Annotated in this window: 21 protein-coding genes; 18 read left to right on the top strand and 3 right to left on the bottom strand. The window is 46.2% G+C overall.

Annotated features, from left to right (window positions below; genetic code table 11):
- Positions 1-305 precede the first annotated feature (305 nt).
- The 5 genes from pyrB (at position 306) to ACED59_RS10170 (ending at position 5,414) form a co-directional block, all read left to right on the top strand.
- A complete protein-coding gene (gene pyrB, locus ACED59_RS10190; RefSeq protein ID WP_004729720.1) occupies positions 306-1,235 on the top strand; it encodes an aspartate carbamoyltransferase in 930 nt (309 codons plus the stop codon).
- Positions 1,236-1,250: 15 nt separating this feature from the next.
- Positions 1,251-1,715 carry an aspartate carbamoyltransferase regulatory subunit gene (pyrI, locus tag ACED59_RS10185; protein ID WP_009844706.1) on the top strand — a complete coding sequence of 155 codons (465 nt, stop codon included), beginning with the start codon at positions 1,251-1,253 and terminating at the stop codon, positions 1,713-1,715.
- A gap of 327 nt (positions 1,716-2,042) precedes the next feature.
- On the top strand, positions 2,043-2,531 hold the full coding sequence (locus ACED59_RS10180; RefSeq protein WP_009844705.1) for an arginine repressor: 489 nt from the start codon (positions 2,043-2,045) through the stop codon (positions 2,529-2,531).
- A gap of 175 nt (positions 2,532-2,706) precedes the next feature.
- A complete protein-coding gene (locus ACED59_RS10175; protein ID WP_017096529.1) occupies positions 2,707-4,572 on the top strand; it encodes a protein-disulfide reductase DsbD in 1,866 nt (621 codons plus the stop codon).
- A 212-nt stretch (positions 4,573-4,784) separates the two neighbouring features.
- The gene (locus ACED59_RS10170; protein WP_012604978.1) at positions 4,785-5,414 is read left to right on the top strand and encodes a response regulator transcription factor; all 630 of its coding nucleotides are present in this window, start codon (positions 4,785-4,787) and stop codon (positions 5,412-5,414) included.
- Here ACED59_RS10170 and ACED59_RS10165 read toward each other — a convergent pair.
- Entirely contained in the window at positions 5,411-7,162 is a 1,752-nt protein-coding gene (locus tag ACED59_RS10165; protein WP_017096528.1) for a potassium/proton antiporter, read from the bottom strand. The genes ACED59_RS10170 and ACED59_RS10165 overlap by 4 nt on opposite strands.
- A gap of 438 nt (positions 7,163-7,600) precedes the next feature.
- Between ACED59_RS10165 and ACED59_RS10160 the strand changes: the two genes are divergently transcribed.
- From ACED59_RS10160 to ACED59_RS10145, 4 genes are all read left to right on the top strand, one after another.
- A complete protein-coding gene (locus ACED59_RS10160) occupies positions 7,601-7,867 on the top strand; it encodes a DUF4212 domain-containing protein (RefSeq protein ID WP_009844701.1) in 267 nt (88 codons plus the stop codon).
- Between the two features lie 10 nt (positions 7,868-7,877).
- The gene (locus ACED59_RS10155; RefSeq protein WP_009844700.1) at positions 7,878-9,581 is read left to right on the top strand and encodes a sodium:solute symporter family protein; all 1,704 of its coding nucleotides are present in this window, start codon (positions 7,878-7,880) and stop codon (positions 9,579-9,581) included.
- Between the two features lie 203 nt (positions 9,582-9,784).
- The gene (locus ACED59_RS10150) at positions 9,785-10,168 is read left to right on the top strand and encodes a hypothetical protein (RefSeq protein ID WP_017096527.1); all 384 of its coding nucleotides are present in this window, start codon (positions 9,785-9,787) and stop codon (positions 10,166-10,168) included.
- 12 nt (positions 10,169-10,180) lie between these two features.
- Positions 10,181-11,566: a lyase family protein gene (locus ACED59_RS10145; protein WP_017096526.1), complete on the top strand. Its 1,386-nt coding sequence runs from the start codon at positions 10,181-10,183 to the stop codon at positions 11,564-11,566.
- Between the two features lie 83 nt (positions 11,567-11,649).
- Here the strand turns inward: ACED59_RS10145 and ACED59_RS10140 are convergent, their stop codons facing one another.
- Together ACED59_RS10140 and ACED59_RS10135 are read right to left on the bottom strand one after the other, a co-directional pair.
- Positions 11,650-15,081, bottom strand: coding sequence for a PAS domain-containing hybrid sensor histidine kinase/response regulator (locus tag ACED59_RS10140; RefSeq protein WP_069595651.1), 3,432 nt, complete (start codon positions 15,079-15,081; stop codon positions 11,650-11,652).
- A gap of 117 nt (positions 15,082-15,198) precedes the next feature.
- On the bottom strand, positions 15,199-16,395 hold the full coding sequence (locus ACED59_RS10135) for a 3-phenylpropionate MFS transporter (protein ID WP_009844696.1): 1,197 nt from the start codon (positions 16,393-16,395) through the stop codon (positions 15,199-15,201).
- 242 nt (positions 16,396-16,637) lie between these two features.
- On the opposite strand from ACED59_RS10135, the gene ACED59_RS10130 reads away from it, so the two are divergent.
- The 9 genes from ACED59_RS10130 to fis all read left to right on the top strand — a co-directional run bounded on the left by ACED59_RS10130 (position 16,638) and on the right by fis (position 26,461).
- Positions 16,638-18,467 carry a DUF294 nucleotidyltransferase-like domain-containing protein gene (locus ACED59_RS10130; protein ID WP_017096524.1) on the top strand — a complete coding sequence of 610 codons (1,830 nt, stop codon included), beginning with the start codon at positions 16,638-16,640 and terminating at the stop codon, positions 18,465-18,467.
- Positions 18,468-18,478: 11 nt separating this feature from the next.
- A complete protein-coding gene (locus ACED59_RS10125; protein ID WP_017096523.1) occupies positions 18,479-19,111 on the top strand; it encodes a 3'-5' exonuclease in 633 nt (210 codons plus the stop codon).
- Between the two features lie 218 nt (positions 19,112-19,329).
- Positions 19,330-21,279, top strand: a complete 1,950-nt coding sequence (gene acs, locus ACED59_RS10120; protein WP_017096522.1) for an acetate--CoA ligase — start codon at positions 19,330-19,332, stop codon at positions 21,277-21,279.
- Between the two features lie 323 nt (positions 21,280-21,602).
- Positions 21,603-22,052: a type II 3-dehydroquinate dehydratase gene (gene aroQ / locus ACED59_RS10115; RefSeq protein WP_029223748.1), complete on the top strand. Its 450-nt coding sequence runs from the start codon at positions 21,603-21,605 to the stop codon at positions 22,050-22,052.
- Positions 22,053-22,126: 74 nt separating this feature from the next.
- Positions 22,127-22,579 carry an acetyl-CoA carboxylase biotin carboxyl carrier protein gene (accB, locus tag ACED59_RS10110; protein WP_004729736.1) on the top strand — a complete coding sequence of 151 codons (453 nt, stop codon included), beginning with the start codon at positions 22,127-22,129 and terminating at the stop codon, positions 22,577-22,579.
- 15 nt (positions 22,580-22,594) lie between these two features.
- Entirely contained in the window at positions 22,595-23,938 is a 1,344-nt protein-coding gene (gene accC, locus ACED59_RS10105; RefSeq protein ID WP_009844691.1) for an acetyl-CoA carboxylase biotin carboxylase subunit, read from the top strand.
- A gap of 206 nt (positions 23,939-24,144) precedes the next feature.
- Positions 24,145-25,032, top strand: a complete 888-nt coding sequence (prmA, locus tag ACED59_RS10100; RefSeq protein WP_012604987.1) for a 50S ribosomal protein L11 methyltransferase — start codon at positions 24,145-24,147, stop codon at positions 25,030-25,032.
- Positions 25,033-25,172: 140 nt separating this feature from the next.
- Entirely contained in the window at positions 25,173-26,141 is a 969-nt protein-coding gene (gene dusB, locus ACED59_RS10095; protein ID WP_009844689.1) for a tRNA dihydrouridine synthase DusB, read from the top strand.
- A 23-nt stretch (positions 26,142-26,164) separates the two neighbouring features.
- On the top strand, positions 26,165-26,461 hold the full coding sequence (gene fis, locus ACED59_RS10090; RefSeq protein WP_004729744.1) for a DNA-binding transcriptional regulator Fis: 297 nt from the start codon (positions 26,165-26,167) through the stop codon (positions 26,459-26,461).
- Positions 26,462-26,597: the final 136 nt, after the last annotated feature.

Genomic DNA, 26,597 nt, shown 5'->3' with positions numbered 1-26,597 from the left:
AGCCCCAACAAAGACTTAAATGGGAGTTTAAAATGGACGTAATCTCGCATAAAAATCCATTAAATGAATACTTTACAGAAAGTATTGCATGGCCTTTTTATCTGAGTATAATCCTCCGCAATTTGTCTTAAGAGAGCAAAAAATGAACCGCAATTTTTTCGCACATGATTGTCAGCCAATACGCCTTAGAACGGCGTTGGTGTCATTTTTATTTTGCTCTATTGATCATTTCGAAGCCTCCTATTTTTAGGGGGCTTTTTTTTGTCCGCAATTTGACTGTATGCATAAAAAAAGGAAGACCCGTTATGGCGCATTCGTTATTTAACAAGCACATCATCTCCATTCCAGAACTATCTCGTGATGAACTGGAGCTTATCGTCGATACTGCAGCAAGACTCAAAGCAGAACCAAACCCTGAGCTGCTGAAAAATAAAGTCGTTGCGAGCTGCTTCTTTGAGCCTTCAACTCGAACTCGCCTCTCATTTGAAACCGCAGTTCAACGCCTTGGCGGCACAGTCATCGGCTTTGATAATGGCGGCAACACATCGCTGGCGAAAAAAGGCGAAACACTTGCCGATTCCGTTCAAGTGATTTCATCTTACGTGGATGCCTTTGTGATGCGTCACCCACAAGAAGGCGCGGCGCGCTTAGCGTCTGAATTTTCTAACGGTGTGCCAATTGTGAATGGTGGCGACGGTGCAAACCAACACCCAACGCAAACCTTATTGGATCTGTTCTCGATTTACGAAACGCAAGGCACGCTCGATAACCTCAATGTGGCTTTCGTCGGCGACCTAAAATATGGCCGTACCGTACACTCTTTGACGCAAGCACTATCAAAATTCAATAACGTGCGTTTCTTCTTTATCGCGCCAGAAGTGTTAGCGATGCCTGATTACATCTGTGAAGAATTGGAAGAGATGGGCATCCAATACAGCACCCACAGCAGCATTGAAGAAGTGGTGCCTGAACTGGATGTCCTGTACATGACTCGCGTACAGAAAGAGCGCTTTGATGCGTCAGAATACGCGCACATGAAGTCGGCTTACATTCTAACGGCCGATACCTTGAAAGATGCACGCCAGAACATGAAGGTGCTTCACCCATTACCACGCGTCGATGAAATCACAACCGACGTAGATAAAACGCCACACGCTTACTACTTTGAACAAGCTGAAAACGGTGTATACGCTCGCGAAGCCCTATTGGCCCTAGTTCTTAACGACACTTTATAAGCAGGAGAAACAGTCATGGTTAAACAAACTCAGCTACAAGTAGAAGCGATCCGTAACGGCAGCGTGATTGACCACATCCCTGCTCATCTTGGTATCAAAATCCTTAAACTGTTTAAGCTACACAAAACAGAACAACGCATCACCATGGGGTTGAATCTGCCATCATCTGCGCTTGGTCATAAAGATCTGATCAAGATTGAGAACATCTTTCTGACCAAGGAACAAGCCAACCAATTGGCTCTGTATGCGCCGCAAGCGACGGTAAATCAGATTGAAGAGTACAAGGTGGTTAATAAGCTAACATTAGTACTGCCAGACCAAATCAACAGTGTGTACTCTTGCCCGAATAGCAACTGTATTTCGCACGGTGAACCCGTTGAAAGTAGCTTTAAAGTGCAGCTAAAACACGAAAACGTCCAACTAAAATGTCACTATTGTGAAAAAGTATTCTCTCGCGAGATCATGAGTGAAATCCGCTAGCCCTTAGCGCTCTTACCTTCGTAAAAGAAACCGCTCAAACTACATGGATATTTATTCCTAACCCGGAATAAATATCCACTTACCTAAAGAATAAAATTCCACAAAAAAAGCAAATAACCAGAATTTTGTTTGGTGATCACCTTCAAAAAGATAACTATTCTTTAGTGGTAGACTGGATGAATAGAAGATCATACATCACGCATACCCTTCCTATTTATTTCGGGATTCATCGGTAAGCCCTAATTAACAATCGTACTCTACGGCTTTGGGAGTGCGTTCTGCGCTATGGACAAGCGATACCCACACGTTGGCTTTAAGGAGTTGTTCATGAACCAAATCACTGAGCACGGTTGCTTGTATTCAGCTGAAGATAAAACACTGACCGCAGCGTGCAAACGCTTACTACAACAGCAAAGCTTCTCGACCCAGAACCAGCTGCGAGAGAAACTCGTCGACATTGGTTATACAGGCATTAGCCAGTCGACTGTGTCTCGTATTTTGTCACAACTCGGTGTTGTCAAAATCCAGAACGCCTGTGGCAAAAAGGTTTACTGCATCACCGTAGAAAGCGCACCGGTACGTGTCGATGCGTCAATCTCATCACAAATCGAATTAATTACTCACAACCAAGCAATGGTGATCGTAAAAACAAACCCTGGTTGCGCACAGTTGGTCGCAAGATTGGTTGATATCGACCCACATACCGAGATTATCGGTACGGTTGGCGGCAATGACACGGTGTTAATTATTCCGAAAGACACCACGAATATAGATGCTTGCGAACAAGTAGTAAGAGCACGCTTAGGAGTGGCTTAAATGTCTTATTGGCAAAAGCTGACAACTCATGTTGAGCGACTGACACTCTCTCGACTGCCCCAGAAAATAGCCCACCCGCCTTAGGGGATATTTGCTGGTCGATGAAACTAATCACAAACTATTACGGTCTGATTGAGTTAAGATACCTTCAACTCCATTTTGATGACTAAATAGTATGCGACGACTTGCCACATTACTTTTTGTTTGTGTTTCCCTGTTCACCCAGCCTGCGTGGGCGCTTTTTGGAAACGACAACGCCGAGCCAAGCTTCGGAGGCAATAACAACGGTTTTGTCCCTGTAGACCAAGCTTTCCCTTTCAATTACTACCAGCAAGACGGCAAGGTCCTTCTCGACTGGCAAGTAAAAGAGGGCTACTACCTCTATCAACATAGCCTCTCGTTCACTGGCCAAAATCTCACTATCGGCAATGTTGAAATGGAAAATGGCCAACCACACCAAGATGAATTCTTCGGTGAGGTGAGCATTTATACTCAGCCGTTATTCGTGCAAGTTCCTCTACAGAGTTACCAAGATGGCTCACAGCTGATCGTTAAGTATCAAGGCTGTGCAGATGCTGGTTTCTGTTACCCACCAGAGATCCGAGTAATCGACATTGAACCGTTTACTGCGACGAGTTCTGGGGATATGAAAAGCAGTGATGTGCAAAACAGTGGTGCTTTACAAGGTTCTTCTGATGCAGCTGGTGAAGCTGACAATTCAGTACAAGCCTCTTCTCCTACCGCTGACGCAGCAAGCAATACCACTCAACAAACCAATGCTCCCGTTTCAAAAGAAGCAGGCTTAGCCGATAAGCTGGGTGACAGTTGGTGGACGCCATTATTATTCCTCGCACTCGGTGTTGGCTTGGCCTTTACGCCGTGTGTCCTGCCTATGTATCCGATTCTAACGGGTATTGTGCTAGGTGGCGGTAAGCTCAGCCAAGGTCGTGCGCTGATGCTGTCCTTCATCTACGTGCAAGGCATGGCGCTGACCTACACCTTATTAGGTTTAGTGGTTGCTTCAGCTGGCATGCAGTTCCAAGCTGCGATGCAACACCCTTACGTATTAATCGCGCTGAGTGTTCTGTTCGTGACGTTGGCGATGTCGATGTTCGGCGTTTATAACCTACAACTGCCAAGCAGTATCCAAACTTGGCTTAATAACCAAAGCAACAAACAACAAGGTGGTAATACCTTGGGCGTGTTCGCAATGGGCGCTATCTCTGGCTTGGTGTGTTCACCTTGTACCACAGCGCCACTGTCAGGCGCGTTATTGTATGTGGCTCAAAGTGGCGACCTATTAACCGGAGCGATCGCTCTGTATGCGTTAGCGATGGGTATGGGTATTCCGCTGATTTTGGTTGCGGTGTTTGGTAATAAGCTACTACCAAAAGCAGGCAGCTGGATGGACAAGGTGAAGATCGTATTCGGCTTTATCTTGCTGGCAGCGCCTATCTTCCTGCTAGAGCGAATTATTCCTGAATTGTGGGCAACGGTACTTTGGTCTGGTCTTGGGTTCATCGCCTTTGGTTGGCTTTACCACAGCAAGAATGCACTGCCATTCGGTGGTTGGAAACAGAGCGCTGTAGGTATCATCGCGATGCTTGGCCTGTTCGCATCAGCTCAACCTGCGCTAAATTACTGGTTCGCAGAAAAGAGCGTTGTGGTTGAGCAACAAATCCAATTTGCCCGTGTCAACACGGTTGAAGAGTTAGAAATCCAGCTCATCGAAGCCAAGAAACTCGGTAAGCCAGTGATGCTCGATTTCTACGCCGATTGGTGTGTGGCATGTAAAGAGTTTGAGAAGTACACCTTCCACCAAGCTGATGTTGAGAACAAGCTTTCTGATTTCGTCCTGCTTCAGGCTGATGTAACGAGAAACATGCCTCAAGACATTGAACTGCTTAAACAATTACAAGTGCTCGGTTTGCCAACCATTGAGTTCTGGGATGGCGAGGGTAACCATGTTCCAAATGCTCGTGTGACGGGCTTTATGCCTGCCGATGTATTCTTGAAACACATGCAAAACCACCAGCTATAACGGCAATATTCACCGGAATATCCGCCTAAACGAAAGCCGCACCGCCCCTCCGTAACGAGATGGCAGTGCGGCTTTTTTGTTATTCAGAGTAACGCTTTCTTATTCTGGGGATAAAAGTCGATATGGTTCAGACTTTTAATGCATAAATATTGTCCACATACTCAATCAGGATGATAATAAATATTAACTAAATTGTTAAAAGTATGAACGTCATGGACTCGACCTATACCATCATCATTGCTGATGACCACCCTCTCTTTCGCAACGCCCTGTTTCAGTCAGTTCATATGGCTATCAGCGGTGCGAACCTGCTTGAGGCTGATTCTCTCGATGCCTTACTGACTCTACTAAAAAAAGAAGATGAACCCGACCTGTTGCTTCTCGACCTTAAAATGCCGGGAGCAAACGGGATGTCGGGCTTAATTCAACTGCGTGCTGAATATCCAGATTTACCGATTGTGGTGATCTCAGCCAGCGAGGATGCCAGCGTTGTCACTCAAGTGAAGAGCCACGGTGCCTTTGGCTTCATTCCTAAGTCGAGTGATATGCGTGAATTGGTGAGTGCGCTGAATCAAGTGCTGAATGGCGACCCGTTCTTTCCTGAAGGCCTTATCACCAACAATGCAGCCTGTAGCGACCTTGCGGAAAAGCTTTCCACACTGACGCCTCAGCAATACAAGGTGTTAGGGATGCTTTCAGACGGCCTGCTAAACAAGCAAATCGCCTATGAATTGAATGTTTCGGAAGCGACCATCAAGGCACATATGACAGCCATCTTCCGTAAACTGGATGTGAAAAACCGAACTCAAGCAGTTATCTTGCTACAAGAAGTCCACAACTAAGCTTCACTTATATCCTCTTCTAAAGTCGTCTTTGGTAAACATAAACCCAACCTGACGACTTTATGATCATCGATCTCTGCAACCACCCAAGTAATGTCATGCCACACAAAACTATCGCCTAATACAGGGTGGGCACCAAGCTCTCGCTCAGCCAATTGTTTTAGCGTCATTTCTCGCTCTTCTTCCGAGCCCAGTTCAATGCCATAACAATCACTGACCGCTGCAACCGATAGTTCGACATCCAAGAAGAAATCACCAAAGAATCGAGCGGCCTCTTCAGCTAGAGGAGCCTCACTAAATAGGGCACTTAAGCTGTCTAGGTCTTTATCTTGACCAAGCACACAGAGAATATCGTTCGCCTCTAACACGGTGCTACCCGATGGGTGAAGCAAAGCATCTTTTCTAAACAGTGCCGTAATTCGCGTCCCTTCTGGCATAGACAAACGCTTAAGCGGTTCACCAACACACCACTTTTCCTCTTTCAGCTTGTAGACAAACATCTCCCACTCACTGGTCGGATAAATCTCCATGCCGGTACGAGAAATCGGTGTTGGTGTCGGTGGTAAGGTCACCTGAGCCAACCTCGCCACTTTCATCAAGCTACCGCCCTGAACAATCAGCGAAACCATAACCACGAAGAAGGCGATGTTGAAGTAAAGTTGGGCATTAGGCAGGCCAGCCATCATCGGGAACACCGCCAAAATGATCGGTACAGCGCCACGTAAACCTACCCAAGAAACAAACCAACGTTCTTTGGTGGTAAAGCTTCTGAACGGCAGTAAACCCAACCAAACAGACAACGGGCGAGCAAACAAGATCATACCGAAAGCCAATGCTAACGCAGGAAGTGCAATGTCCATCAACGTTGATGGCGTCACCAATAAACCCAATACCAAGAACATCACGATCTGGCTTAGCCACGTCATGCCATCAAGAACATTAAGGATAGAGTGTCGAGAGCGCGTCGGACGATTACCAATGAACAGACCGACTAGGTAAATCGATAAGATGCCACTACCACCAAGCATGTTAGAGAACGCAAACAGAGCCACGCCCCCGCTGAGCACCAGAATCGAGTAAAGGCCATCGGCCAGCTGCACTCGGTTAATTAGACTCCATAGAACCCAACCGCCACCAATACCAACAAGGGTGCCGATACCAAACTGCATCGCGAAGCTTTTGAGTAGGAAGTTCATTCCCATCTCGGCGTCTGGGGTGCCCAGTAGCGCAATTAAAGTCACTGTCAGGAAGACCGCCATTGGGTCATTGGTACCGGATTCGATCTCTAGGGTTGAGCCAACGCGTTCATTGAGGCTCTGCCCTTTCAACAAAAAAAATACCGCAGCGGCATCGGTCGAACCCACAATCGCACCAACTAAGATACCCTGCATCAATGACAAGTCGAACAGCCAAGCCGCCATTAAACCGGTTAGGGTTGCGGTACATGCGACACCTATCGTCGCCAGCGAGAGCGATGGCCAAAACGCGACCTTGAAGCTTGCGACCTTGGTTCGCATACCGCCATCAAGCAGGATCACAGCCAGCGCAAGATTACTCACCAAGTAGGTCAGCGAGTAATCATTGAAATTAATGCCGCCGGGGCCATCTTCGCCCGCCAACATACCAACGAACAAAAAGATTAAAAGAATCGGAACGCCCAATCGAGAGGACACTTGTGAGAAAAGTACACTGATGGCGATGAGTACGGCACCAGTCAAAAATAAGTGATTAATGGTTATTGCGTCCAATTCGTTCCCCCAAAGAATAAAACCCGAGCTTTAAGCCTGTTGATCTTTTGTCACTAGCTTGTTGATCTTCTGCCGTTAAGCAAGTCGCGGCCGGTGAAAGTACCGTAGTTACTATAACAAACTTATATTTCGCTTCGTGTCATAGGCAGGACTAAATACCGTTTCTCAGTCATTTAGTTGTTAAATTTTATGACTCGCACTCTAATTCATCCCTTTTTGTTAGACCTTTGGCTAATTTAACATCATTGCAACATCACGTTTTTCTATGGTTCTGTCTCCTAGCTCCCATATTTCAGTACATTAGCGCTAATAGCGTCCCGACTAAAGTTGCACAGATCCCTTGACTTATCCTTGCTACATTCTAAATCGTAACATTACGTTAACACAGCAATTTCTACAGAAACGGTTTCTACGAAAACGGAATTAAAGGAGAAGGCAATGGCGTTCGAATCTACGGAACATGCTCAAGCCTACTGGAAGGAAAACTTGGGAATAATGGGAACACTACTCGCAGTCTGGTTTGTGGTGTCTTATGGCGCTGGCATCTTATTTGTGGATGTCCTAAATACCATTCAATTTGGCGGATTTAAGCTAGGTTTTTGGTTCGCTCAACAAGGTTCAATTTATACCTTCGTGGCGTTGATATTTATTTACGTTGTTCGCATGAATAAGCTGGACAAAAAATACAACGTACAGGAAGACTAGAGGCTAGAACATGGATATTCAAACTTGGACGTTTATTCTCGTCGGTATTACTTTCGCAGTCTATATCGGCATCGCAATCTGGGCTCGCGCTGGAACAACGAGTGAATTCTACGTTGCTGGCGGCGGCGTACACCCAGTAGCAAACGGCATGGCAACAGCCGCTGACTGGATGTCGGCAGCATCATTCATCTCAATGGCTGGTATCATCTCATTCGTTGGTTACGACGGTGCGGTTTACCTAATGGGTTGGACAGGTGGCTATGTACTACTTGCGCTATGTTTAGCACCTTACCTACGTAAGTTCGGTCAGTTTACGGTTCCTGATTTCATCGGTGAACGTTACTACTCGAAAACAGCACGTATGGTAGCGGTATTCTGTGCAATCTTCGTATCATTTACGTACGTTGCAGGCCAGATGCGTGGTGTTGGCGTTGTATTCTCTCGTTTCCTAGAAGTTGATATTAACCTAGGCATCATCATTGGTATGGGTATTGTGTTCTTCTACGCAGTGCTTGGTGGCATGAAAGGCATCACTTATACGCAGGTAGCTCAATTCTGTGTCCTCATTTTCGCCTTCCTTGTTCCAGCAATCTTTACCTCAATCATGATGACAGGTAACCCACTTCCACAAGTTGGTATGGGCTCGACTCTATCAGGTACAGATGTATACCTACTTGATAAACTGGATGGACTAACAGAAGAACTCGGATTTACCGCCTATACCGAAGGTAACAAGAGTATGGTAGATGTATTCTTCATCTGTGCAGCTCTAATGGTAGGTACTGCTGGTCTTCCACACGTAATCATTCGTTTCTTTACGGTACCAAAAGTACGTGATGCTCGTATCTCAGCGGGTTGGGCACTACTGTTCATCTCATTGCTATACACAACAGCACCAGGCGTTGCAGCCTTCGCTCGTGTAAACATGATCGAAACGATTAACGGCCCAGACATGCAAGGTGTCGCAGCTGCAGAAGCACCAAGCTGGTACAAAAACTGGGAAAGCACTGGCCTAGTTGGTTGGGAAGATAAGAACGGCGATGGCAAAATGTTCTACTCGGGCGATGAGCGCAACGAGATGAAGATTAACCGTGACATCATCGTACTGGCTTCTCCAGAGCTAGCAAAACTACCAAACTGGGTTGTAGCACTACTTGCAGCCGGTGGCCTAGCAGCCGCACTATCAACAGCCGCGGGTCTACTATTGGTAATCTCAACGTCGATTTCACATGACTTGTTGAAGAAAGGCTTCAGACCAAACATGACCGACAAGCAGGAGCTGTTAGCCGCTCGTTTAGCTGCCATGATCGCGATTGTAGGTGCAGGTTACTTGGGTATTAACCCACCAGGCTTTGTAGCACAGGTAGTAGCGTTTGCCTTCGGCTTAGCCGCAGCATCCTTCTTCCCAGCGATCATCCTAGGTATCTTCTACAAGAAGATGAATAAGGAAGGCGCAATTGCAGGTATGTTGTCAGGTATTGCCTTCACAGCAAGCTACATCATCTACTTCAAGTTCATCAACCCAGCAGCAAGCACACCGGAAAACTGGTGGTTTGGTATCAGCCCAGAAGGCATCGGTACGCTAGGTATGTGTCTAAACTTCGTAGTATCAATTGCAGTGAACAAAGTGACCGCTGAAGTTCCTGAAGATGTACAAGAGATGGTTGAGAACATTCGTTACCCGAAAGGTGCTGGTGAAGCTCACGACCACTAAGCACTACCACGAAACAAAGATGTTTAGCAAAAAAGAATCAGTACTTACATTGTAGGGATTAGGTACTGAATCTCAGAAAGCCGATACGTCATGTATCGGCTTTTTCTTTTCCCCTCCATTTTATAAAAAGATAAACAAAGGGTTGTTTTTAAAACCTCATTTGATAATAATTATCATTAACATCTATTAAAGAGATGCAAATAATGATGAAAGAACAGCAGAGCCTCTATTCGAGGTTTTACAAAGCACAAGATCGCTTTGCTTCATTAGAGCAAGTTCAAGGCCATGAGCCGTTTGTGATTCGAGACTACATCGAGTGTGCACTAACGCTTTCCGCTTACTATGAAAAGCATGCCGCCCAAGAAAACATCTTGTTGTGCGAGCTGTACCTGCGCCAAGTTTTCTTCCATTTGATAGAAGCGATTGAGTCTCCAGAACGCAGTTTCGCCTTTCGTCATATCTGCCTAGACTCTATTCACTCACCACTATTTTATTTGAAACGCCACTACTGCCAGCAGCCTCAAGGCCAAGCGCGTTTTTTGAATCTCAGCCAAACACTACAACAAGTCCAAGCCCCACTTGGCTAACAAGGATAGAAGATGACCCTACAATTTCGGATAGAAAAAGACAGCATGGGCGAAGTGAAAGTTCCTGCCGATGCGCTATACCAAGCTCAAACTCAACGTGCCGCTGATAACTTCGCGTTTAGTTCACACAAGATGCCAACCAGCTTCATTCAAGCACTGGCGTTAATTAAGCTGGCCGCCGCCGATACTAATGCTCAGCTAGGTTTACTGGAAGGTGATATTGCCAACGCGATAGCCGAAGCCAGCCAAGAGATCATCGATGGTAAACACCTCGAGCAATTCCCTATTGATGTCTATCAGACGGGCTCTGGCACCAGCTCTAACATGAATGCTAACGAAGTGATTGCGACACTCGCTTCAAGAAGCCTGCAAGGAGACGTGAACCCGAATGATCACGTAAACATGGGGCAAAGCAGTAACGATGTCGTGCCAACAGCAATTCAAGTCAGTGTCGCTTTGATGGCAGAAAATAAACTACTGCCTGCACTTACCCACCTTTCTGCGGCACTTACCGTAAAACAGCATGAACTTGCTGAGGTAGTCAAAACTGGCCGTACCCATCTAATGGATGCAATGCCGATTACCTTTGCTCAAGAGCTTGGTGGTTGGAAATTTCAGATTGAACATGCCAAGCAAGCGATAGAAAGCAGCTTGCCAGCAGTCAAGGCGCTTGCTCAAGGTGGCACAGCGGTTGGTACGGGGATCAATGCCGACCCACGCTTTGCCGATAAGTTTGCAAGTAACCTGTCTCAATCGACAAAGATCAGTTTTACCTCGAGTGAAAACTTCTTTTTTAACCTCAGCAGCCAAGACGCGATCGTTGCGCTGTCAGGCCAGCTCAAAACTGCAGCAGTTTCGATCATGAAGATCTCAAACGATCTTCGCTGGATGAATTCAGGGCCGTTGGCTGGCTTAGGGGAAATTGAGTTGCAGGCTCTACAACCGGGCTCGTCTATCATGCCTGGCAAGGTAAACCCTGTAATTCCAGAAGCTGCAGCCATGGCGGCGGCTCAAGTAATAGGTAATGACACCACCATTACGATTGCAGGCCAATCGGGTAACTTCCAATTGAATGTGATGCTGCCCGTTATTGCTCATAACGTATTAGAAAGCATTGAGTTGTTAGCAAACAGTTCAGTCGCACTGGCTGATAAAGCAATTTCTACCTTCATGGTACGCCAAGACAACCTCGATTTGGCACTGTCAAAGAATCCAATTCTGGTGACCGCACTTAACCCTGTGATTGGCTACTTGAAGGCGGCTGATATTGCCAAGAAAGCCTATAAAGAAGGCCTACCAATTCTGGATGTCGCAGAAAGAGAAACCGATCTTAGCCGAGAAGAGCTCAGCAAACTGCTTGACCCAACTACACTCACTCAAGGCGGTATCGCGGGTTAAAGTAAATCGGTCATCCATAACCGAGCGAACAGATCGAAAAAGGCCTCAGCTGAGGCCTTTTTAATATCTAAGAGTTAATTAAACTAACTCACCCGATTTAAGACCGCTCTGAGTTTTAGCGGCTTGACGGGTTTAGCGATAAAGCTGAAGCTATTGGCTTTTATCGCTGCCAGCATGTCATCGGTTCTATCAGCACTGATGATGACCCCTTCAAAAGAATCTCCAAGGCGTAAACGACACTGCTGCAATACTTCGAGCCCCGTTCTGCCATTATCTAAACGGTAATCAGAGAAAATCACATCCGGCTGCCAATCATCATCGAGACACTTCAAACTTTCGACTAAGTCGACGGCGGTCTTAACCTCACAACCCCAGCGCCCTATCAAGTTCTCCATACCGACCAAAATTTCTCGCTCATTGTCGACACACAGTATTTTCAGGTGCTCGATGTCGCTTGTCGCCATTGGCGTCGAAGCTTGTACAACCGGAGCCACCTGCTCTGCTCTCGCTAAGGTGATGGAAAAGACGCTGCCTTCTCCCGGCCATGAACGCATCGATATTTGATGACCAAGCACATGAGCAATCCCTTTCGAGATAGCCAACCCTAATCCCAACCCTTGATCGGCACGAACTTGGCTGCCACGCGTAAACTCTTCGAAGATCTCTTGTTGCTTGTCTTCATCGATACCGGTTCCGTTATCCCACACATCAATTCGTACCTGACCATTGACTCGTCTCGCACCGAGTACCACTTTTCCTTCAGGGTTATAGCGAAACGCATTCGTTAAAAAGTTCTGAATCACTCGTCTTAATAACTTAGGGTCAGAATGAATAAACAGTGACGATGGAATCATCTGAAACTGTATTTTTTGCTGTGTCGCTAAAGCGCTAAATTCCGCATTCAAATTGGTCAGTACATCATGCACGGCAATCGCATGAACGTTGGTTTCTAATTTTCCTGACTCCAATCGCGAAATATCCAGTAAGTCGCCAATCAGATCTTCAGCCGCACCCAACGCACTTTCGATATGAGAAGAAAGCTGCTTCTCCTCTTGTTCTTTTGCGACCTCAGATAGCGAAGAAGCAAACAAGCGAGCAGCATTTAATGGCTGCATCAAATCGTGACTAACAGCCGCAAGAAAACGACTCTTAGATTGTGATTCTTGGTCAGATATTTGCGTCGCCTTTACCAAACGATGGTTAAGCTTCTCGAGCTCTTGAGTTCGTTCATGGACTCTCGATTCCAAGCTTTCATTAGCATCTTTTAGCGCTTGCTCTGCTTGTCTGAAAACCGTGATATCGGTAAAGCTCATGACGAAGCCACCACTTGGCATTGGGTTACCTTGCACCTCAATCACTCGACCATCCGGACGAATACGAGATGAGGTATGTCGCGTGCCTTGCTCAAGGTGATAAACACGGCGTCGAACGTGATCTTCTGGGTCGCCTGGGCCACACAAACCTTGCTCAGCATTGTGACGAATTACATCTGAAATGGGTCGACCCACCTGAATCAAGCCTGCAGGGAACTCAAACAGTTCTAAGTAACGTTGATTCCACGCCACCAGCCTCATTTGTTTGTCAATTACGGCAATGCCTTGACCAATATGTTCAATCGCACCTTGCAGTAAACCACGGCTGAAATCGTACAGTTCAGAGGCTTCATCAACGATGGTCGCAACTTCCTCAAGCTGCATATTTCTGCCCTGCAAGGCCGAAGTAAGTACTAACTTAGCTGAAGATGCACCGAATACACCAGCGAGCACACGTTCTGCATGTCGAATCAGGCTTGCGGGCGCTTGTTGGTTAGGAAGTAGCGGCTGCCCGTGCTGTTGCCAATAACTCTGTAAGGCACTTTTCGCACGCTTACGCCCCACAAAACGAGACGCCAGCATTTCTAATTCAGCGACCGTCACACGGCTCTGATAGAGGCTGATGTTCTCATTTTCTGGTAATGGTGTGCCAATAAAAGCAGCCGATTGTAAACGCTCACTTAGGCTTGGTCTGGTCACCATCGAAACCACGGCATAACACAAAGTATTCAGTAAAATACTCAGCACAATCCCCCAGTTTGAACTGCTGATCTCCCAACTGTTGAGCAACTCTGGTGACGTGATAATCCACAGTAAAAGGTTACTTTCACTATCGCCCGCCAGCATGCTGGTTTGGCTCATCAGGGTGATCAGCCAAATCAACGAGCCCACCATTAAGCCGACATAGACCCCCTTCCTGTTGCCCGGACGCCAGTACAAACCACCAATAAGTGCTGGCGCGAATTGAGCAATCGCCGCAAAGGAAAGAAAGCCAATCGCCGACAGTGAGTGAATGGTATCGAGCGCTTGATAGAACAGCCAAGCACCCAGTAACAGCAGTAAAATCAACCCGCGTCGAATCACCAGCAACATGCCAGAAAAATGTCGATGGGTTCTTTGAGTTAGACGCATACGGCGCAGCAGCAATGGCATCACTAAATCATTTGATACCATGATCGCTAATGCGATGGTCGAGACAATCACCATTCCACTCGCCGCCGAAGTACCTCCGAGGAAAGCTAACAAAGCAATGTGATTCGCACCTTCTGCCATTGGTACACTGATCACGTAAGTATCAGCCGGCATGTCGGTGAGCAGCCCTTGTCCTGCCCAAGCAATTGGCAGCACAAACAGGCCCATCAAAATCAGATAAAGTGGAAACAACCAGCGAGCGGTATGCAAATCTTGAGGACGTTCGTTCTCAACCACCATGGTGTGGAATTGGCGCGGCAGACAGACAATCGCCAACATGGTCAAAACGGTATGAATAATTAAGGTCGGAATATTAGGCGATTCGTAGGTGGAAGCCGCCACATCAAACAAGTCAATTTTGTCACTGCTCATCGCCAGGTAGATAATAAACAGGCCAACAATCAGGAATGCCGCTAGCTTAACAATTGACTCAAACGCCACCGCCATCATCATGCCACGGTGATGCTCTGTGTTATCGATATGCCGAGTACCAAACAGCATGGTAAAAATGGCCAAAGCACCGACCACAAACCAAGACACGTGATAATCCTGATAGCCGAAATCAGACGCTAGGTTTGGCGCAACAATATCTAGCCCCATCGTAATACCACGCAGCTGTAGCGCGATATAAGGAAGAATACCGACCACGGCAATCACGGTGACGGCAACAGCCAAGCCCTGAGATTTTCCATAACGAGCCGCGATAAAGTCGGCAATTGAAGTGATGTGTTCACGCTTTGCAATCAGGATCAACCGCGCCAAGATCCGCCACCCGAGTGTAAAGACCAGAATGGGGGCGAGATAGATGGGTAAAAAGGACCATGGGTTATTGCTCGCCTGTCCGACCGTTCCATAGAAAGTCCAAGAGGTACAATACACTGCAATCGAAAGACTATAGATCCATGGGCGCCAACGCGATAGCCAACGAACCTGCCTGTCTCCATACCAAGCGATCAGAAATAACACGCCCAAATAGGCTAAAGAGACTGGAATTACTATCCATCCTTGCATTAAAAACCCTTTTTCATCCATAAAAAAACCTCTCCATAAGGGAGAGGTTTCATTTAACTAAGGATGGGTCATTAACTCAATCGAATCGCTTAAATTCTGTGCTTCAGACTCTAATTATCAGCATTTGCTGTTAGATTCTAATTGTTCCGAACCTGATTGATTAATCTCAACCACTGAACTTCTCTCGTCCAACTTAATGAACAGAGCAAGAGCCCCCATCGCGGCCATACCCCAGAAGATGTTTGCCCCCCAAAGCTCATAGCCCCAACCACTTAAGGTCGTCATTAGTGCGATAACAGCCCCCAATGGGATCGCGTTATACAGAGCTTGCAGCGCGACCATTTTATTCTGTTCTTCTGATTGAATGTATTGAATGGCTGCGATGTGCGCCATAGCAAACGTCACACCATGCAGCATTTGCACCATAACCAAGGCGAAAATCGCCGTTGTTGATGCGGTAATCCCCCAACGAGCCATCACACCGATTGCAGCTACCACGAATAGAGTACGCATTGACCAGCCAGAGAATAAGCGCTTACTGAGAGCAAACACAGCCACCTCAGCAACAACGCCTAGGCTCCATAAATAACCAATAATCGCTTCTGAGTGACCGGCTTCTTTCCAGTAAATCGCACTAAAACTGTAGTAAGCCGCATGGCTACCTTGCAGCAACGCCATCAAGGCCAAAAATTTAACCACAGACGACTCACGCAGTAACTCACCTAATTTTGGTCGCACTGCTTGTTTCTCAGATTGCGTTACTGGCATCACGTTAGGGTTTCTCATCGCCAACACTAACGACAACAGCACACCAACAAGCGCTGTATACAAAATCATATCAGTGCCGAACTGTGCGACTAAATAACCCACCACGGTTGAACCCGCAATAAAAGCAATCGAACCCCATAAACGAGTGCGTCCATAGTCAAGCATCTTAAGACGACTGTAATGGTTAGCCATTGCGTCAGAAAGAGGGATAACCGGCCCACAACACAGGTTAAACAATACTGTTGCCAACAGCATCAATAGAAAACTGCCTCCAGTAAAGAAGTGGAAACCAACAAATAACAATGAGGCGAAGCTCAACCAGCGCAGAGCGGGCAAAAGATTCTCTACGTTATGGATGCGCGGCGTAATCACAAGGTTAGCAACACAGCGAGTCGCAAAACCAATACCAATCAATACACCGATGTCCCCTGCAGAAACGCCTTGGTCTTCAAACCACAACGCCCAAAATGGCAAGTACACACCATACGCAAAAAAGAAACCAAGAAAATACTGAGATATCCATCCGTAAGGAGAGGGGCTAAACATAAATAACCTATAAAGTGTGCGGAAAAAGGCGGCTCCAATTATGCCTATCTAGAGTAGGATGAAAAAGGGAATTATTACTGGGATAGCATTCCTATATTCAATTAGCCTAGATATCACTTATCACTTATCACTTATCACCAAGCTATATCACGTTCATCGATATCTAGTCTGCATTTAGACTAAAGTCGTCTGGAGCTTCGCTGGTATTTTGTCAGACTGATTAAAGACTCCCACTTCTTGTGATGCTTATGCCTGAAAAATTTAATATGCAGCACCCACCCTTCGATAGCCTGTCCGATACGGAACAATTGAAGCTTCGCTCTTCATTAGACGTGGTGTATTACCGCTCTCAAGAAGTGATACTGGAAGCAGATAGGCCGAGCAGACACCTGCATATCCTGATCAAAGGAGCCGTTGAAGAGCGCGCGAGCAGTGATGGTGAGATTTACGCACATTACGCCAATGACGATATTTTTGATGTGCGCAGCCAGTTTGAACCTCACACCAAACATCAATATATCGCACTCGAAGACACCTTAAGCTACCTACTGCCTACCGATATTTTTCTCGATCTTTATCACGCCAATGGTCAATTTGCCGCCTACTTTGATAGTAACCTGTCGACACGGAAAGCTCTGATTGAGGCCGCTCAGCAACAACAAAACCTTGCCGAGTTTATATTGACCAAAGTGGATGACTCTATCTATCACCCACCACTGATTCTTGAGCCAGGGCAACCCATCAACCAAGTAACTCAAATCCTAAAAGAGCAAGGCTTAGACTCGGCGCTGGTGCATTTAGACAACAAAGGCATAAAAGATTTTGGTTCAGGCTCCTTACCGTATGGGATCGTCACACGAACCAATTTATTGCACGCTGTAATGCTCGATAACTTCCCACAGGACGCGCCCGTTGGCGAGATTGCAACATTTCCAGTGATGCACGTAAACCAAGGGGATTTCTTATTTAATGCCATGATTACCATGACCAGAAACCGGGTAAAAAGGTTGATGGTTTGTGACGGTCTAAATGCTGTCGGCATGGTGGATATGACACAAATCCTCAGTGCATTCTCCACTCACTCTCACGTGCTCACTTTGCGTATTGCGCGATCCACCAGCATTGAAGAGCTCGCATTAGCCTCCAACAAACAACGTCAACTGGTCGAAAGCCTACTCAATAACGGCATTCGCACGCGCTTCATCATGGAGCTAATTTCAGCCGTTAATGAACAGATAATAGAGAAAGCGTTTGAGTTGGTTATCCCACCCGCACTGCATAATCATTGCTGCCTCATCGTGTTGGGTTCCGAAGGCCGTGGAGAACAAATTATCAAAACCGATCAAGACAACGCGCTGATTATTCAAGATGGTTTAGAGTGGCATCAATGCCAGAGTGCCATGAACGACCTCACTCACACATTGCAGCAATTGGGCTATCCACTCTGCCCCGGCAACGTGATGGTCAACAACCCCAAATGGGTGCATTCAGAACAAGAGTGGAAACAAACCCTCACCCGTTGGGTAAAAAAAGCCACGCCAGATACCGTGATGGATATCGCGATCATGGCGGATGCACACGCCGTTGCGGGTAATAGAGAGTTATTAAAACCCGTAAAGCAGCACCTAAGTGATTTGATGCTCGGACAAGAATTGATTCTGACTGAATTCTGCCGACCGGCTCTGAACTTCTCAGTACCCCTCACCCTGTTTGGCAATGTTAAACAATCCAAGTCAGGGCTCGATATCAAACAAGGCGGTATTTTCCCTATCGTGCATGGTGTGAGGGCACTCTGTCTTGAGCATGGTGTCACGGTAAACAATACCTTCGAACGCATTGAACAACTGGTTAGCAAGAAAGTGCTTGAGCAAAGTACTGCCGATAATCTCAGTGAAGCACTCAAGCAATTCTTTAAGTGGCGCTTAGCCCAAAGGCTTTCTCAACAGCACAGCAGCAACAAGATTAACGTTAAACTGATGGAGCGAGCAGACAGGGATCTGCTTCGTCATAGCCTGCACGTAGTGAAGAAATTCAAGCAATGGCTCGGCTACCATTATCAGATACGGGATTAGGCGATTGAACGATGAATAGGTTGGTTCGCTATTACTGGCATCATAAACTCAAAGGCTCTACTTATCAGCCTCTGTTTGCTGCGCCTGCTAATCACGAATACGTATCTCTCGATTGTGAAACCACCAGCCTCGACCCTAATCAGGCGGAATTAGTCACCATTGCCGCAACCAAGATCATCGGTAACCGAATCATTACCAGCCAACCTTTTGAAGTCCGATTGCGCGCCCCGCAATCACTCGATTGCAATTCAATAAAAATCCACCGTATTCGCCATCAAGATCTCAAGCATGGTATCGAAGAGAAACAGGCTTTGATCGATCTGCTCGACTTTATTGGTAATCGCCCTTTAGTTGGCTATCACATCCGCTATGACAAGAAAATTCTCGACCGCGCCTGTTTAAAACAACTCGGATTTCCACTGCCTAACCGGTTAGTCGAAGTGAGCCAGCTCTATCAAGAAAAACTCGAAAGACAGCTACCCAATGCCTATTTTGATCTCAGTATGGACGCCATCTGTCGCCAGCTGGATCTACCTATCCCGGTCAATAAACATGATGCATTACAAGACGCTATCTCCGCCGCCCTGATCTTTGTTCGCCTTAAACACGGTGATTTACCTCGTTTCAACTCTTCTTATTCTTAATTCAACCATTGCCTCTCTACATAGAGAGCAACATCTCAAAAATGAACTTAACTCGCTATTTTGTAAGTGAAAAGCAACGTCTCATCCTAAAGTCTAATTGTGGAAATCGCCGTCCTAGTCGAGAGTGATAACACAAAGATGGTTCTGTAATAGACCTAGAAACTGAACACAAAGGAAGTTGCCAGTTCATTAGGAATGTAGGCACAAGGAGAGATGCAATGAGTGAAGCCCACGTTTATCCGGTAAAAGAAAATATTAAATCAACCACACACGCGGATAATGACACTTACCTAGCCATGTACCAGCAATCTGTTTCTGACCCTGAAGGCTTTTGGGGTGAACACGGAAAAATCGTTGATTGGATTAAACCTTTCACACAGGTAAAAAATACCTCTTTCGACCCTGGCCACATTGATATTCGCTGGTTTGAAGATGGCACGCTTAACGTTTCGGCTAACTGTATCGACCGCCACCTTGCTGAACGCGGTGATGAAGTCGCTATTATCTGGGAAGGCGATGATCCGGCTGATGACAAAACGCTAACTTTTAATGAACTACACAAAGAAGTGTGCCTGTTTTCGAATGCTCTGAAAGAGCAAGGCGTGCGCAAAGGCGATGTGGTTTGTTTATACATGCCAATGGTTCCAGAAGCTGCGGTTGCCATGCTGGCATGTACCCGTATCGGGGCGGTTCACACAGTGGTATTTGGCGGTTTCTCACCAGAAGCACTGTCTGGTCGTATTATCGATTCAAATTCTAAAGTCGTTATCACTGCCGATGAAGGCGTGCGTGGCGGCCGTGCTGTTCCACTGAAGAAAAATGTCGATGAAGCACTGACGAATCCTGAAGTGAAGAACATCGAAAAGGTTGTAGTATTCAAACGTACTGGCGGCGATGTTGCATGGCACGAACACCGCGATGTGTGGTGGCACGATGCTATTGCTAATGTATCTGCAGATTGTCCTCCAGAAGAGATGAACGCAGAAGACCCACTATTCATCCTTTATACGTCAGGTTCAACAGGCAAACCTAAGGGTGTTATGCACACCACAGGTGGTTACCTTGTTTATGCAGCAATGACCTTCAAATACGTATTCGATTACCAAGAAGGCGAAACTTTCTGGTGTACAGCCGATGTGGGTTGGATTACCGGTCACACATACCTTGTTTACGGACCGCTTGCCAATGGTGCAAAAACCATTCTGTTTGAAGGCGTGCCGAACTACCCGAACACCAGCCGCATGAGTGAAGTGGTCGATAAGCACCAAGTTAATATTCTTTATACTGCACCAACAGCGATTCGCGCTTTGATGGCGAAAGGCAATGAAGCCGTTGAAGGCACGTCTCGTGACAGCCTAAGAATCATGGGCTCAGTGGGTGAACCTATCAACCCAGAGGCGTGGGAGTGGTACTACAAAACAATCGGTAATGAGCAGTCTCCAATTGTTGATACATGGTGGCAAACAGAAACGGGCGGAATCTTGATTGCACCGCTACCAGGCGCAACAGACCTAAAACCAGGCTCAGCGACGCGTCCATTCTTCGGTGTGCAACCGGCGCTGGTTGATAACATGGGTAACATCATTGAGGGTGCAACAGACGGCAACCTAGTGATTCTTGACTCTTGGCCAGGCCAGATGCGTACCGTTCACGGCGATCATGACCGTTTCGAACAAACTTACTTCTCGACCTTTAAAGGCATGTACTTCACCAGTGATGGTGCTCGTCGTGATGAAGACGGTTACTACTGGATTACTGGCCGTGTTGATGACGTTCTGAACGTATCAGGTCACCGTATGGGTACCGCTGAGATTGAATCGGCTCTAGTCGCATTTGATAAGATCGCAGAGGCTGCGATTGTAGGTATCCCTCATGATATTAAAGGCCAAGCGATTTACGCTTACATCACGTTGAATGATGGTGAATTCCCGACCGCAGAGCTTCATAAAGAAGTGAAAGACTGGGTACGCAAAGAGATAGGCCCAATCGCAACGCCAGATGTACTGCACTGGACCGACTCATTACCAAAAACTCGTTCAGGTAAAATCATGCGTCGTATCCTGCGTAAGATTGCCACTGGCGATACTGGCAACCTAGGCGATACGTCGACACTGGCAGACCCAAGCGTGGTCGATAAGCTGATTGCAGAGAAAGTGGAACTGGCATAAGCAACCCGTCACATTACGTAATTACTGTTTAAAACAGCGCCTTTCTAAACCGTCACCTATGTGGCGGTTTTTTTATGGCTGATCTTGATCTCAAATATCCTCGACAAAATTAAGGCTAAGGCGCTTTTTTGTTAAGTTGGTAACAATCTCACACTCTCTCAATAGGAGATTAGACCAGTAAATTGCTGCGATTTGCGCTGAATTAGCTATAATCTGGTTCTAATTTTTAAATTTGGGTTTTTCTTACTGGAAATTATCCCCAAATTTTCAATAAAATGGCAACATTCACGTTCGTAAACACGATAAAGGAAGATAGCCCCACAATGTCTACAAAGTTTCGCATTCTAGTTTTAAATGGACCAAACCTTAATCTGTTAGGCCTTAGAGAACCTGCACACTACGGTTCTCAAACACTTGACCAGATTATTAGCTCATTGACCGAGCAAGCGAAAACACACGATGTTGAGCTATCTCACTTACAGTCAAATCGTGAGTATGAGCTGATTGAAGCTATCCATAGTGCTTATCAAAATGTTGATTTCATTATTATCAACCCAGCGGCCTTTACACATACCAGTGTGGCGTTGCGTGATGCACTACTTGGTATTGCTATCCCATTTATTGAGGTTCATCTATCGAATGTTCACGCACGTGAACCATTCCGTCACCACTCTTACCTGTCTGATAAAGCAGAAGGTGTGATTTGTGGCTTAGGTGCCCAAGGTTATCAATTTGCTTTGACAGCTGCGCTCAACAAGCTCAACGCAAAGTAAATAAAAACAACGAACTATTACTAACCTACTCAGTCAAAGAGTAAGTTCAATCAACAGATAAAGAGAAAGAAACAATGGATATTCGCAAAATCAAGAAGCTAATCGAATTGGTTGAAGAGTCTGGTATTTCTGAGCTAGAGATCTCTGAAGGTGAAGAGTCAGTACGAATCAGTCGTAACAGCCCTGTATCTGCAGCGCCTATTCAATATGCAGCAGCTCCAGCTCCTGTAGCGGCAGCAGCACCTGCGGCGGCACCTGTAGCTGCAGAAGCGGCAGCTCCTGCGGTTCCTGCTGGTCACCAAGTTCTTTCTCCAATGGTTGGTACTTTCTACGGCGCTCCAAGCCCAGATGCAAAACCGTTCGTTAAAGTGGGTCAATCTGTAACTGCTGGCGAAACACTATGTATCGTTGAAGCAATGAAAATGATGAACCAAATCGAAGCTGATAAATCTGGTGTTGTAACGGCTATCCTAGTTGAAGACGGTCAACCAGTAGAATTCGACCAAGCTCTAGTAATTATCGAATAATAGAGAGCACTCATTATGTTAGATAAATTAGTAATCGCGAACCGTGGTGAAATTGCACTGCGTATTCTGCGAGCATGTAAAGAGCTTGGCATCAAAACGGTAGCGGTTCACTCAACAGCTGACCGCGATCTTAAGCACGTACTGCTTGCTGACGAAACCATTTGTATCGGTCCAGCTCGTGGTATCGATAGCTACCTGAACATTCCTCGTATCATCAGCGCTGCTGAAGTAACGGGTGCAGTCGCTATCCACCCTGGCTACGGCTTCCTATCTGAAAATGCAGATTTTGCAGAACAGGTAGAGCGCAGTGGTTTTATCTTCGTTGGCCCTAAAGCTGAAACCATTCGCATGATGGGTGACAAAGTGTCAGCTATCACGTCAATGAAAAAAGCGGGTGTACCTTGTGTACCAGGTTCTGACGGTCCTCTTGACGACGACGAAGCGAAAAACAAAGCGCACGCTAAGCGCATTGGTTTCCCTGTAATCATCAAGGCTTCTGGCGGCGGCGGCGGTCGTGGTATGCGTGTTGTTCGTACTGAAAAAGAACTAACAGAAGCTATCGCAATGACTCGTGCTGAAGCAAAAGCATGTTTCAATAACGACATGGTTTACATGGAAAAATTCCTAGAAAACCCACGTCATATTGAAGTACAAGTGCTTGCAGATGGTCAAGGTAATGCTATCCACCTAGGTGAGCGTGACTGTTCAATGCAGCGCCGTCACCAGAAAGTTGTGGAAGAAGCGCCAGCACCAGGTATCACTGAAGAAATGCGTAAATACATCGGCGACCGTTGTACTCGTGCATGTCTTGAGATTGGTTACCGCGGCGCAGGTACATTTGAATTCCTATACGAGAACGGTGAGTTCTACTTCATTGAAATGAACACTCGTATCCAGGTTGAGCACACGATTACTGAAATGGTAACGGGTATCGATCTAGTGAAAGAGCAACTTCGCATTGCTGCTGGTCAGCCTCTATCATTCACACAGGATGATATTAAGCTGCGCGGCCACTCAATCGAATGTCGTATCAATGCGGAAGATCCGGTTCGTTTCCTACCTTCTCCGGGTAAGATCACGCGCTTCCACGCTCCAGGCGGCATGGGTGTACGTTGGGAATCTCACATCTACACGGGCTACACAGTGCCACCGCATTACGATTCAATGATCGGCAAGCTGATCACTTACGGTGAGAACCGTGATGTTGCTATCGCTCGTATGAAGAACGCATTGGGTGAAATGATTGTTGAAGGTATTAACGTTAATACTGAGCTTCAACTGTCTATTATGAACGACGAAAACTTCCAACACGGTGGGGCAAACATCCACTACCTTGAGAAGAAGCTTGGTCTACAATAGAAGCTTGGTCTGCAACAGAAGCAGGTCTTCCATAATACGTTCTCTGTAGAACAGTAATAAATGCTCACTTCGGTGAGCATTTTTGTTTGTAAATACTCGCAATAATCAATTCATAATCCCCATTATATTCCGTGGGGTTTTGGTGAATTTGCTCATATTTTCTGCTAGACTCGCCATCCAATTTTTCTCATATAGAAGATGCAGCCATGCCTTGGATTCAAATCAAGCTTAATGCTACCAATGAAAATGCCGAACAAATCGGCGACATGTTAATGGAAGAGACTGGTGCTCTTTCTGTAACTTTCCTGGATGCACAAGATACCCCTGTATTTGAGCCTCTGCCGGGCGAAACTCGCCTTTGGGGTGATACTGACATTCTCGCGCTTTACGACGCTGAGACTGACACTGGTGTCGTTCTAGCGCAGATTAAAGCAAGCAACATGTTCCCTGCAGACTTTGCTCACAAAGTAGAGCAAATTGAAGACAAGGATTGGGAACGTGAATGGATGGACAACTTCCACCCAATGAAGTTTGGTGAGCGTTTATGGATTTGCCCTAGCTGGCGCGATATCCCTGAACCTGACGCTGTAAACGTCATGCTAGACCCTGGTCTTGCATTTGGTACGGGCACTCACCCAACAACAGCATTGTGTCTTGAATGGCTTGAAGGCCTAGACCTGACAGGTAAAACCGTGATCGACTTCGGTTGTGGTTCAGGCATTCTTGCGATCGCTGCGATCAAACTTGGCGCGGCAAAAGTTGTCGGGATCGACATTGATCCTCAAGCTCTGCTTGCATCAAAAGACAACGCACAACGCAATGGTGTTGCTGAGCAACTAGAGGTGTTCTTGCCACAAGATCAACCGGAAGGTTTGCTCGCTGACGTTGTTGTTGCCAACATTCTTGCCGGTCCATTACGCGACCTTTCTGGCATCATTAAAGGTCTAGTAAAGCCAAATGGTGTACTAGCAATGTCGGGTGTTTTAGATACACAAGCGGAAGATGTTGCAACTTATTATCGTGATGAGCTTCACATTGATCCGATCATTGAACAACAAGAATGGTGTCGAATCTCTGGTCGCAAGCAAGGCTAGGTAAGACTTTGGGTGCTAATTGATTGAAATTTAAACGAATTACAAAAACAAATTGTAAATGCTCAAATATTAGTCTTTTCACGCAGCGAAAAAATGCGTAAAATGCGCGCCCTTGCTGGTACAGAACTGTGATGACATTTTTGAAAATCGGAAATTATCAACTTAAGAACAATCTAATCGTCGCTCCTATGGCTGGCGTAACGGATAGACCATTCCGTGAGTTGTGTCTTCGTTACGGTGCGGGGATGGCAGTCAGTGAAATGATGTCCTCCAATCCGAAAGTTTGGAAAACGTCAAAATCTCAGCAGCGTATGGTACATGAAGGCGAATCGGGCATTCGTTCAGTACAAATCGCTGGTGCAGACCCACAGCTTATGGCCGAGGCTGCTCAATTCAATGTTGCTAACGGTGCGCAAATCATCGATATCAACATGGGTTGCCCAGCCAAAAAAGTGAATAAGAAGCTTGCGGGCTCAGCCCTACTTCAGCATCCAGAACTCATTGAAGATATTCTGAAGGCTGTGGTAAATGCTGTCGACGTTCCAGTAACGTTGAAAACGCGCACAGGCTGGGATACAGACAATAGAAACTGTGTCCAAATCGCGAAAATAGCCGAAGACTGCGGCATACAAGCTCTTGCCCTTCACGGGAGAACTCGCGCTTGTATGTACAAAGGTGAGGCAGAATACAAACACATTAAAGCAGCGAAACAAGCAGTATCTATTCCGGTTATCGCTAACGGTGATATCGATAGTCCGGAAAAAGCGAAGTTTGTGCTGGAGTACACCGGCGCTGATGCTTTAATGATAGGTCGACCTGCCCAAGGACGCCCTTGGATTTTTAACGAAATCCTACACTATTTGGAAAACGGCACCACGATGGACCCACTCCCGATTTCGGAAGTGAAAGACATCATGCTTGGTCATGTGCTCGCTCTACATGAATTTTATGGAGAGTTTTTAGGCCCTCGCATCGCTCGTAAGCATGTGGGTTGGTATCTAAAAGAGCATGAACAAGCGAGTGAGTTTCGCCGTACCTTCAACGCATTCGAAGCAGGTGATCTGCAGCTTGAAGCGCTAGAAGGTTTTTTTGATAACGTTGCACCATAATTACGAGAAGAGCTAGACCGAATATGTTCGAACAAAATCTGACTTCAGAAGCATTGACAGTAACTACAGTTACATCACAAGACCAAATCACGCAGAAGCCACTACGTGACTCAGTTAAAGCATCATTGAAAAATTACCTTGCTCAATTAAACGGTCAAGAAGTCAGCGAGTTATACGAATTAGTATTAGCTGAAGTTGAACAGCCACTACTAGACACTATCATGCAGTACACTCGCGGTAACCAAACTCGCGCAGCAACCATGATGGGTATTAACCGCGGTACTCTTCGCAAGAAACTTAAAAAATACGGCATGAACTAATCGTTCTTTCGTAATTTATTGAATTAGAAGCCGAGCTCTTTATTGAACTCGGCTTTTTTTTGTTTATATGGCAACAAGCGAACAATTATCAATCAATTAATGAGATGTAACGATTGATAACGTAATCACTACCGAT

It is taken from the genome of Vibrio sp. FF266 (assembly GCF_041439695.1).
GTDB classification, from domain to species: domain Bacteria; phylum Pseudomonadota; class Gammaproteobacteria; order Enterobacterales; family Vibrionaceae; genus Vibrio; species Vibrio tasmaniensis_A.
The sequence above is the reverse complement of the archived record's forward strand: the minus strand, read 5'-3'. Positions and strand labels throughout refer to the sequence as shown.

Coding starts and splice junctions, on each gene's coding strand:
- pyrB (WP_004729720.1), top strand. CDS start 306: ATGGCGCATTCGTTATTTAACAAGCACATCATCTCCATTCCAGAACTA.
- pyrI (WP_009844706.1), top strand. CDS start 1,251: ATGGTTAAACAAACTCAGCTACAAGTAGAAGCGATCCGTAACGGCAGC.
- ACED59_RS10180 (WP_009844705.1), top strand. CDS start 2,043: ATGAACCAAATCACTGAGCACGGTTGCTTGTATTCAGCTGAAGATAAA.
- ACED59_RS10175 (WP_017096529.1), top strand. CDS start 2,707: ATGCGACGACTTGCCACATTACTTTTTGTTTGTGTTTCCCTGTTCACC.
- ACED59_RS10170 (WP_012604978.1), top strand. CDS start 4,785: ATGGACTCGACCTATACCATCATCATTGCTGATGACCACCCTCTCTTT.
- ACED59_RS10160 (WP_009844701.1), top strand. CDS start 7,601: ATGGCGTTCGAATCTACGGAACATGCTCAAGCCTACTGGAAGGAAAAC.
- ACED59_RS10155 (WP_009844700.1), top strand. CDS start 7,878: ATGGATATTCAAACTTGGACGTTTATTCTCGTCGGTATTACTTTCGCA.
- ACED59_RS10150 (WP_017096527.1), top strand. CDS start 9,785: ATGATGAAAGAACAGCAGAGCCTCTATTCGAGGTTTTACAAAGCACAA.
- ACED59_RS10145 (WP_017096526.1), top strand. CDS start 10,181: ATGACCCTACAATTTCGGATAGAAAAAGACAGCATGGGCGAAGTGAAA.
- ACED59_RS10140 (WP_069595651.1), bottom strand. CDS start 15,081: ATGCAAGGATGGATAGTAATTCCAGTCTCTTTAGCCTATTTGGGCGTG.
- ACED59_RS10135 (WP_009844696.1), bottom strand. CDS start 16,395: ATGTTTAGCCCCTCTCCTTACGGATGGATATCTCAGTATTTTCTTGGT.
- ACED59_RS10130 (WP_017096524.1), top strand. CDS start 16,638: ATGCTTATGCCTGAAAAATTTAATATGCAGCACCCACCCTTCGATAGC.
- ACED59_RS10125 (WP_017096523.1), top strand. CDS start 18,479: ATGAATAGGTTGGTTCGCTATTACTGGCATCATAAACTCAAAGGCTCT.
- acs (WP_017096522.1), top strand. CDS start 19,330: ATGAGTGAAGCCCACGTTTATCCGGTAAAAGAAAATATTAAATCAACC.
- aroQ (WP_029223748.1), top strand. CDS start 21,603: ATGTCTACAAAGTTTCGCATTCTAGTTTTAAATGGACCAAACCTTAAT.
- accB (WP_004729736.1), top strand. CDS start 22,127: ATGGATATTCGCAAAATCAAGAAGCTAATCGAATTGGTTGAAGAGTCT.
- accC (WP_009844691.1), top strand. CDS start 22,595: ATGTTAGATAAATTAGTAATCGCGAACCGTGGTGAAATTGCACTGCGT.
- prmA (WP_012604987.1), top strand. CDS start 24,145: ATGCCTTGGATTCAAATCAAGCTTAATGCTACCAATGAAAATGCCGAA.
- fis (WP_004729744.1), top strand. CDS start 26,165: ATGTTCGAACAAAATCTGACTTCAGAAGCATTGACAGTAACTACAGTT.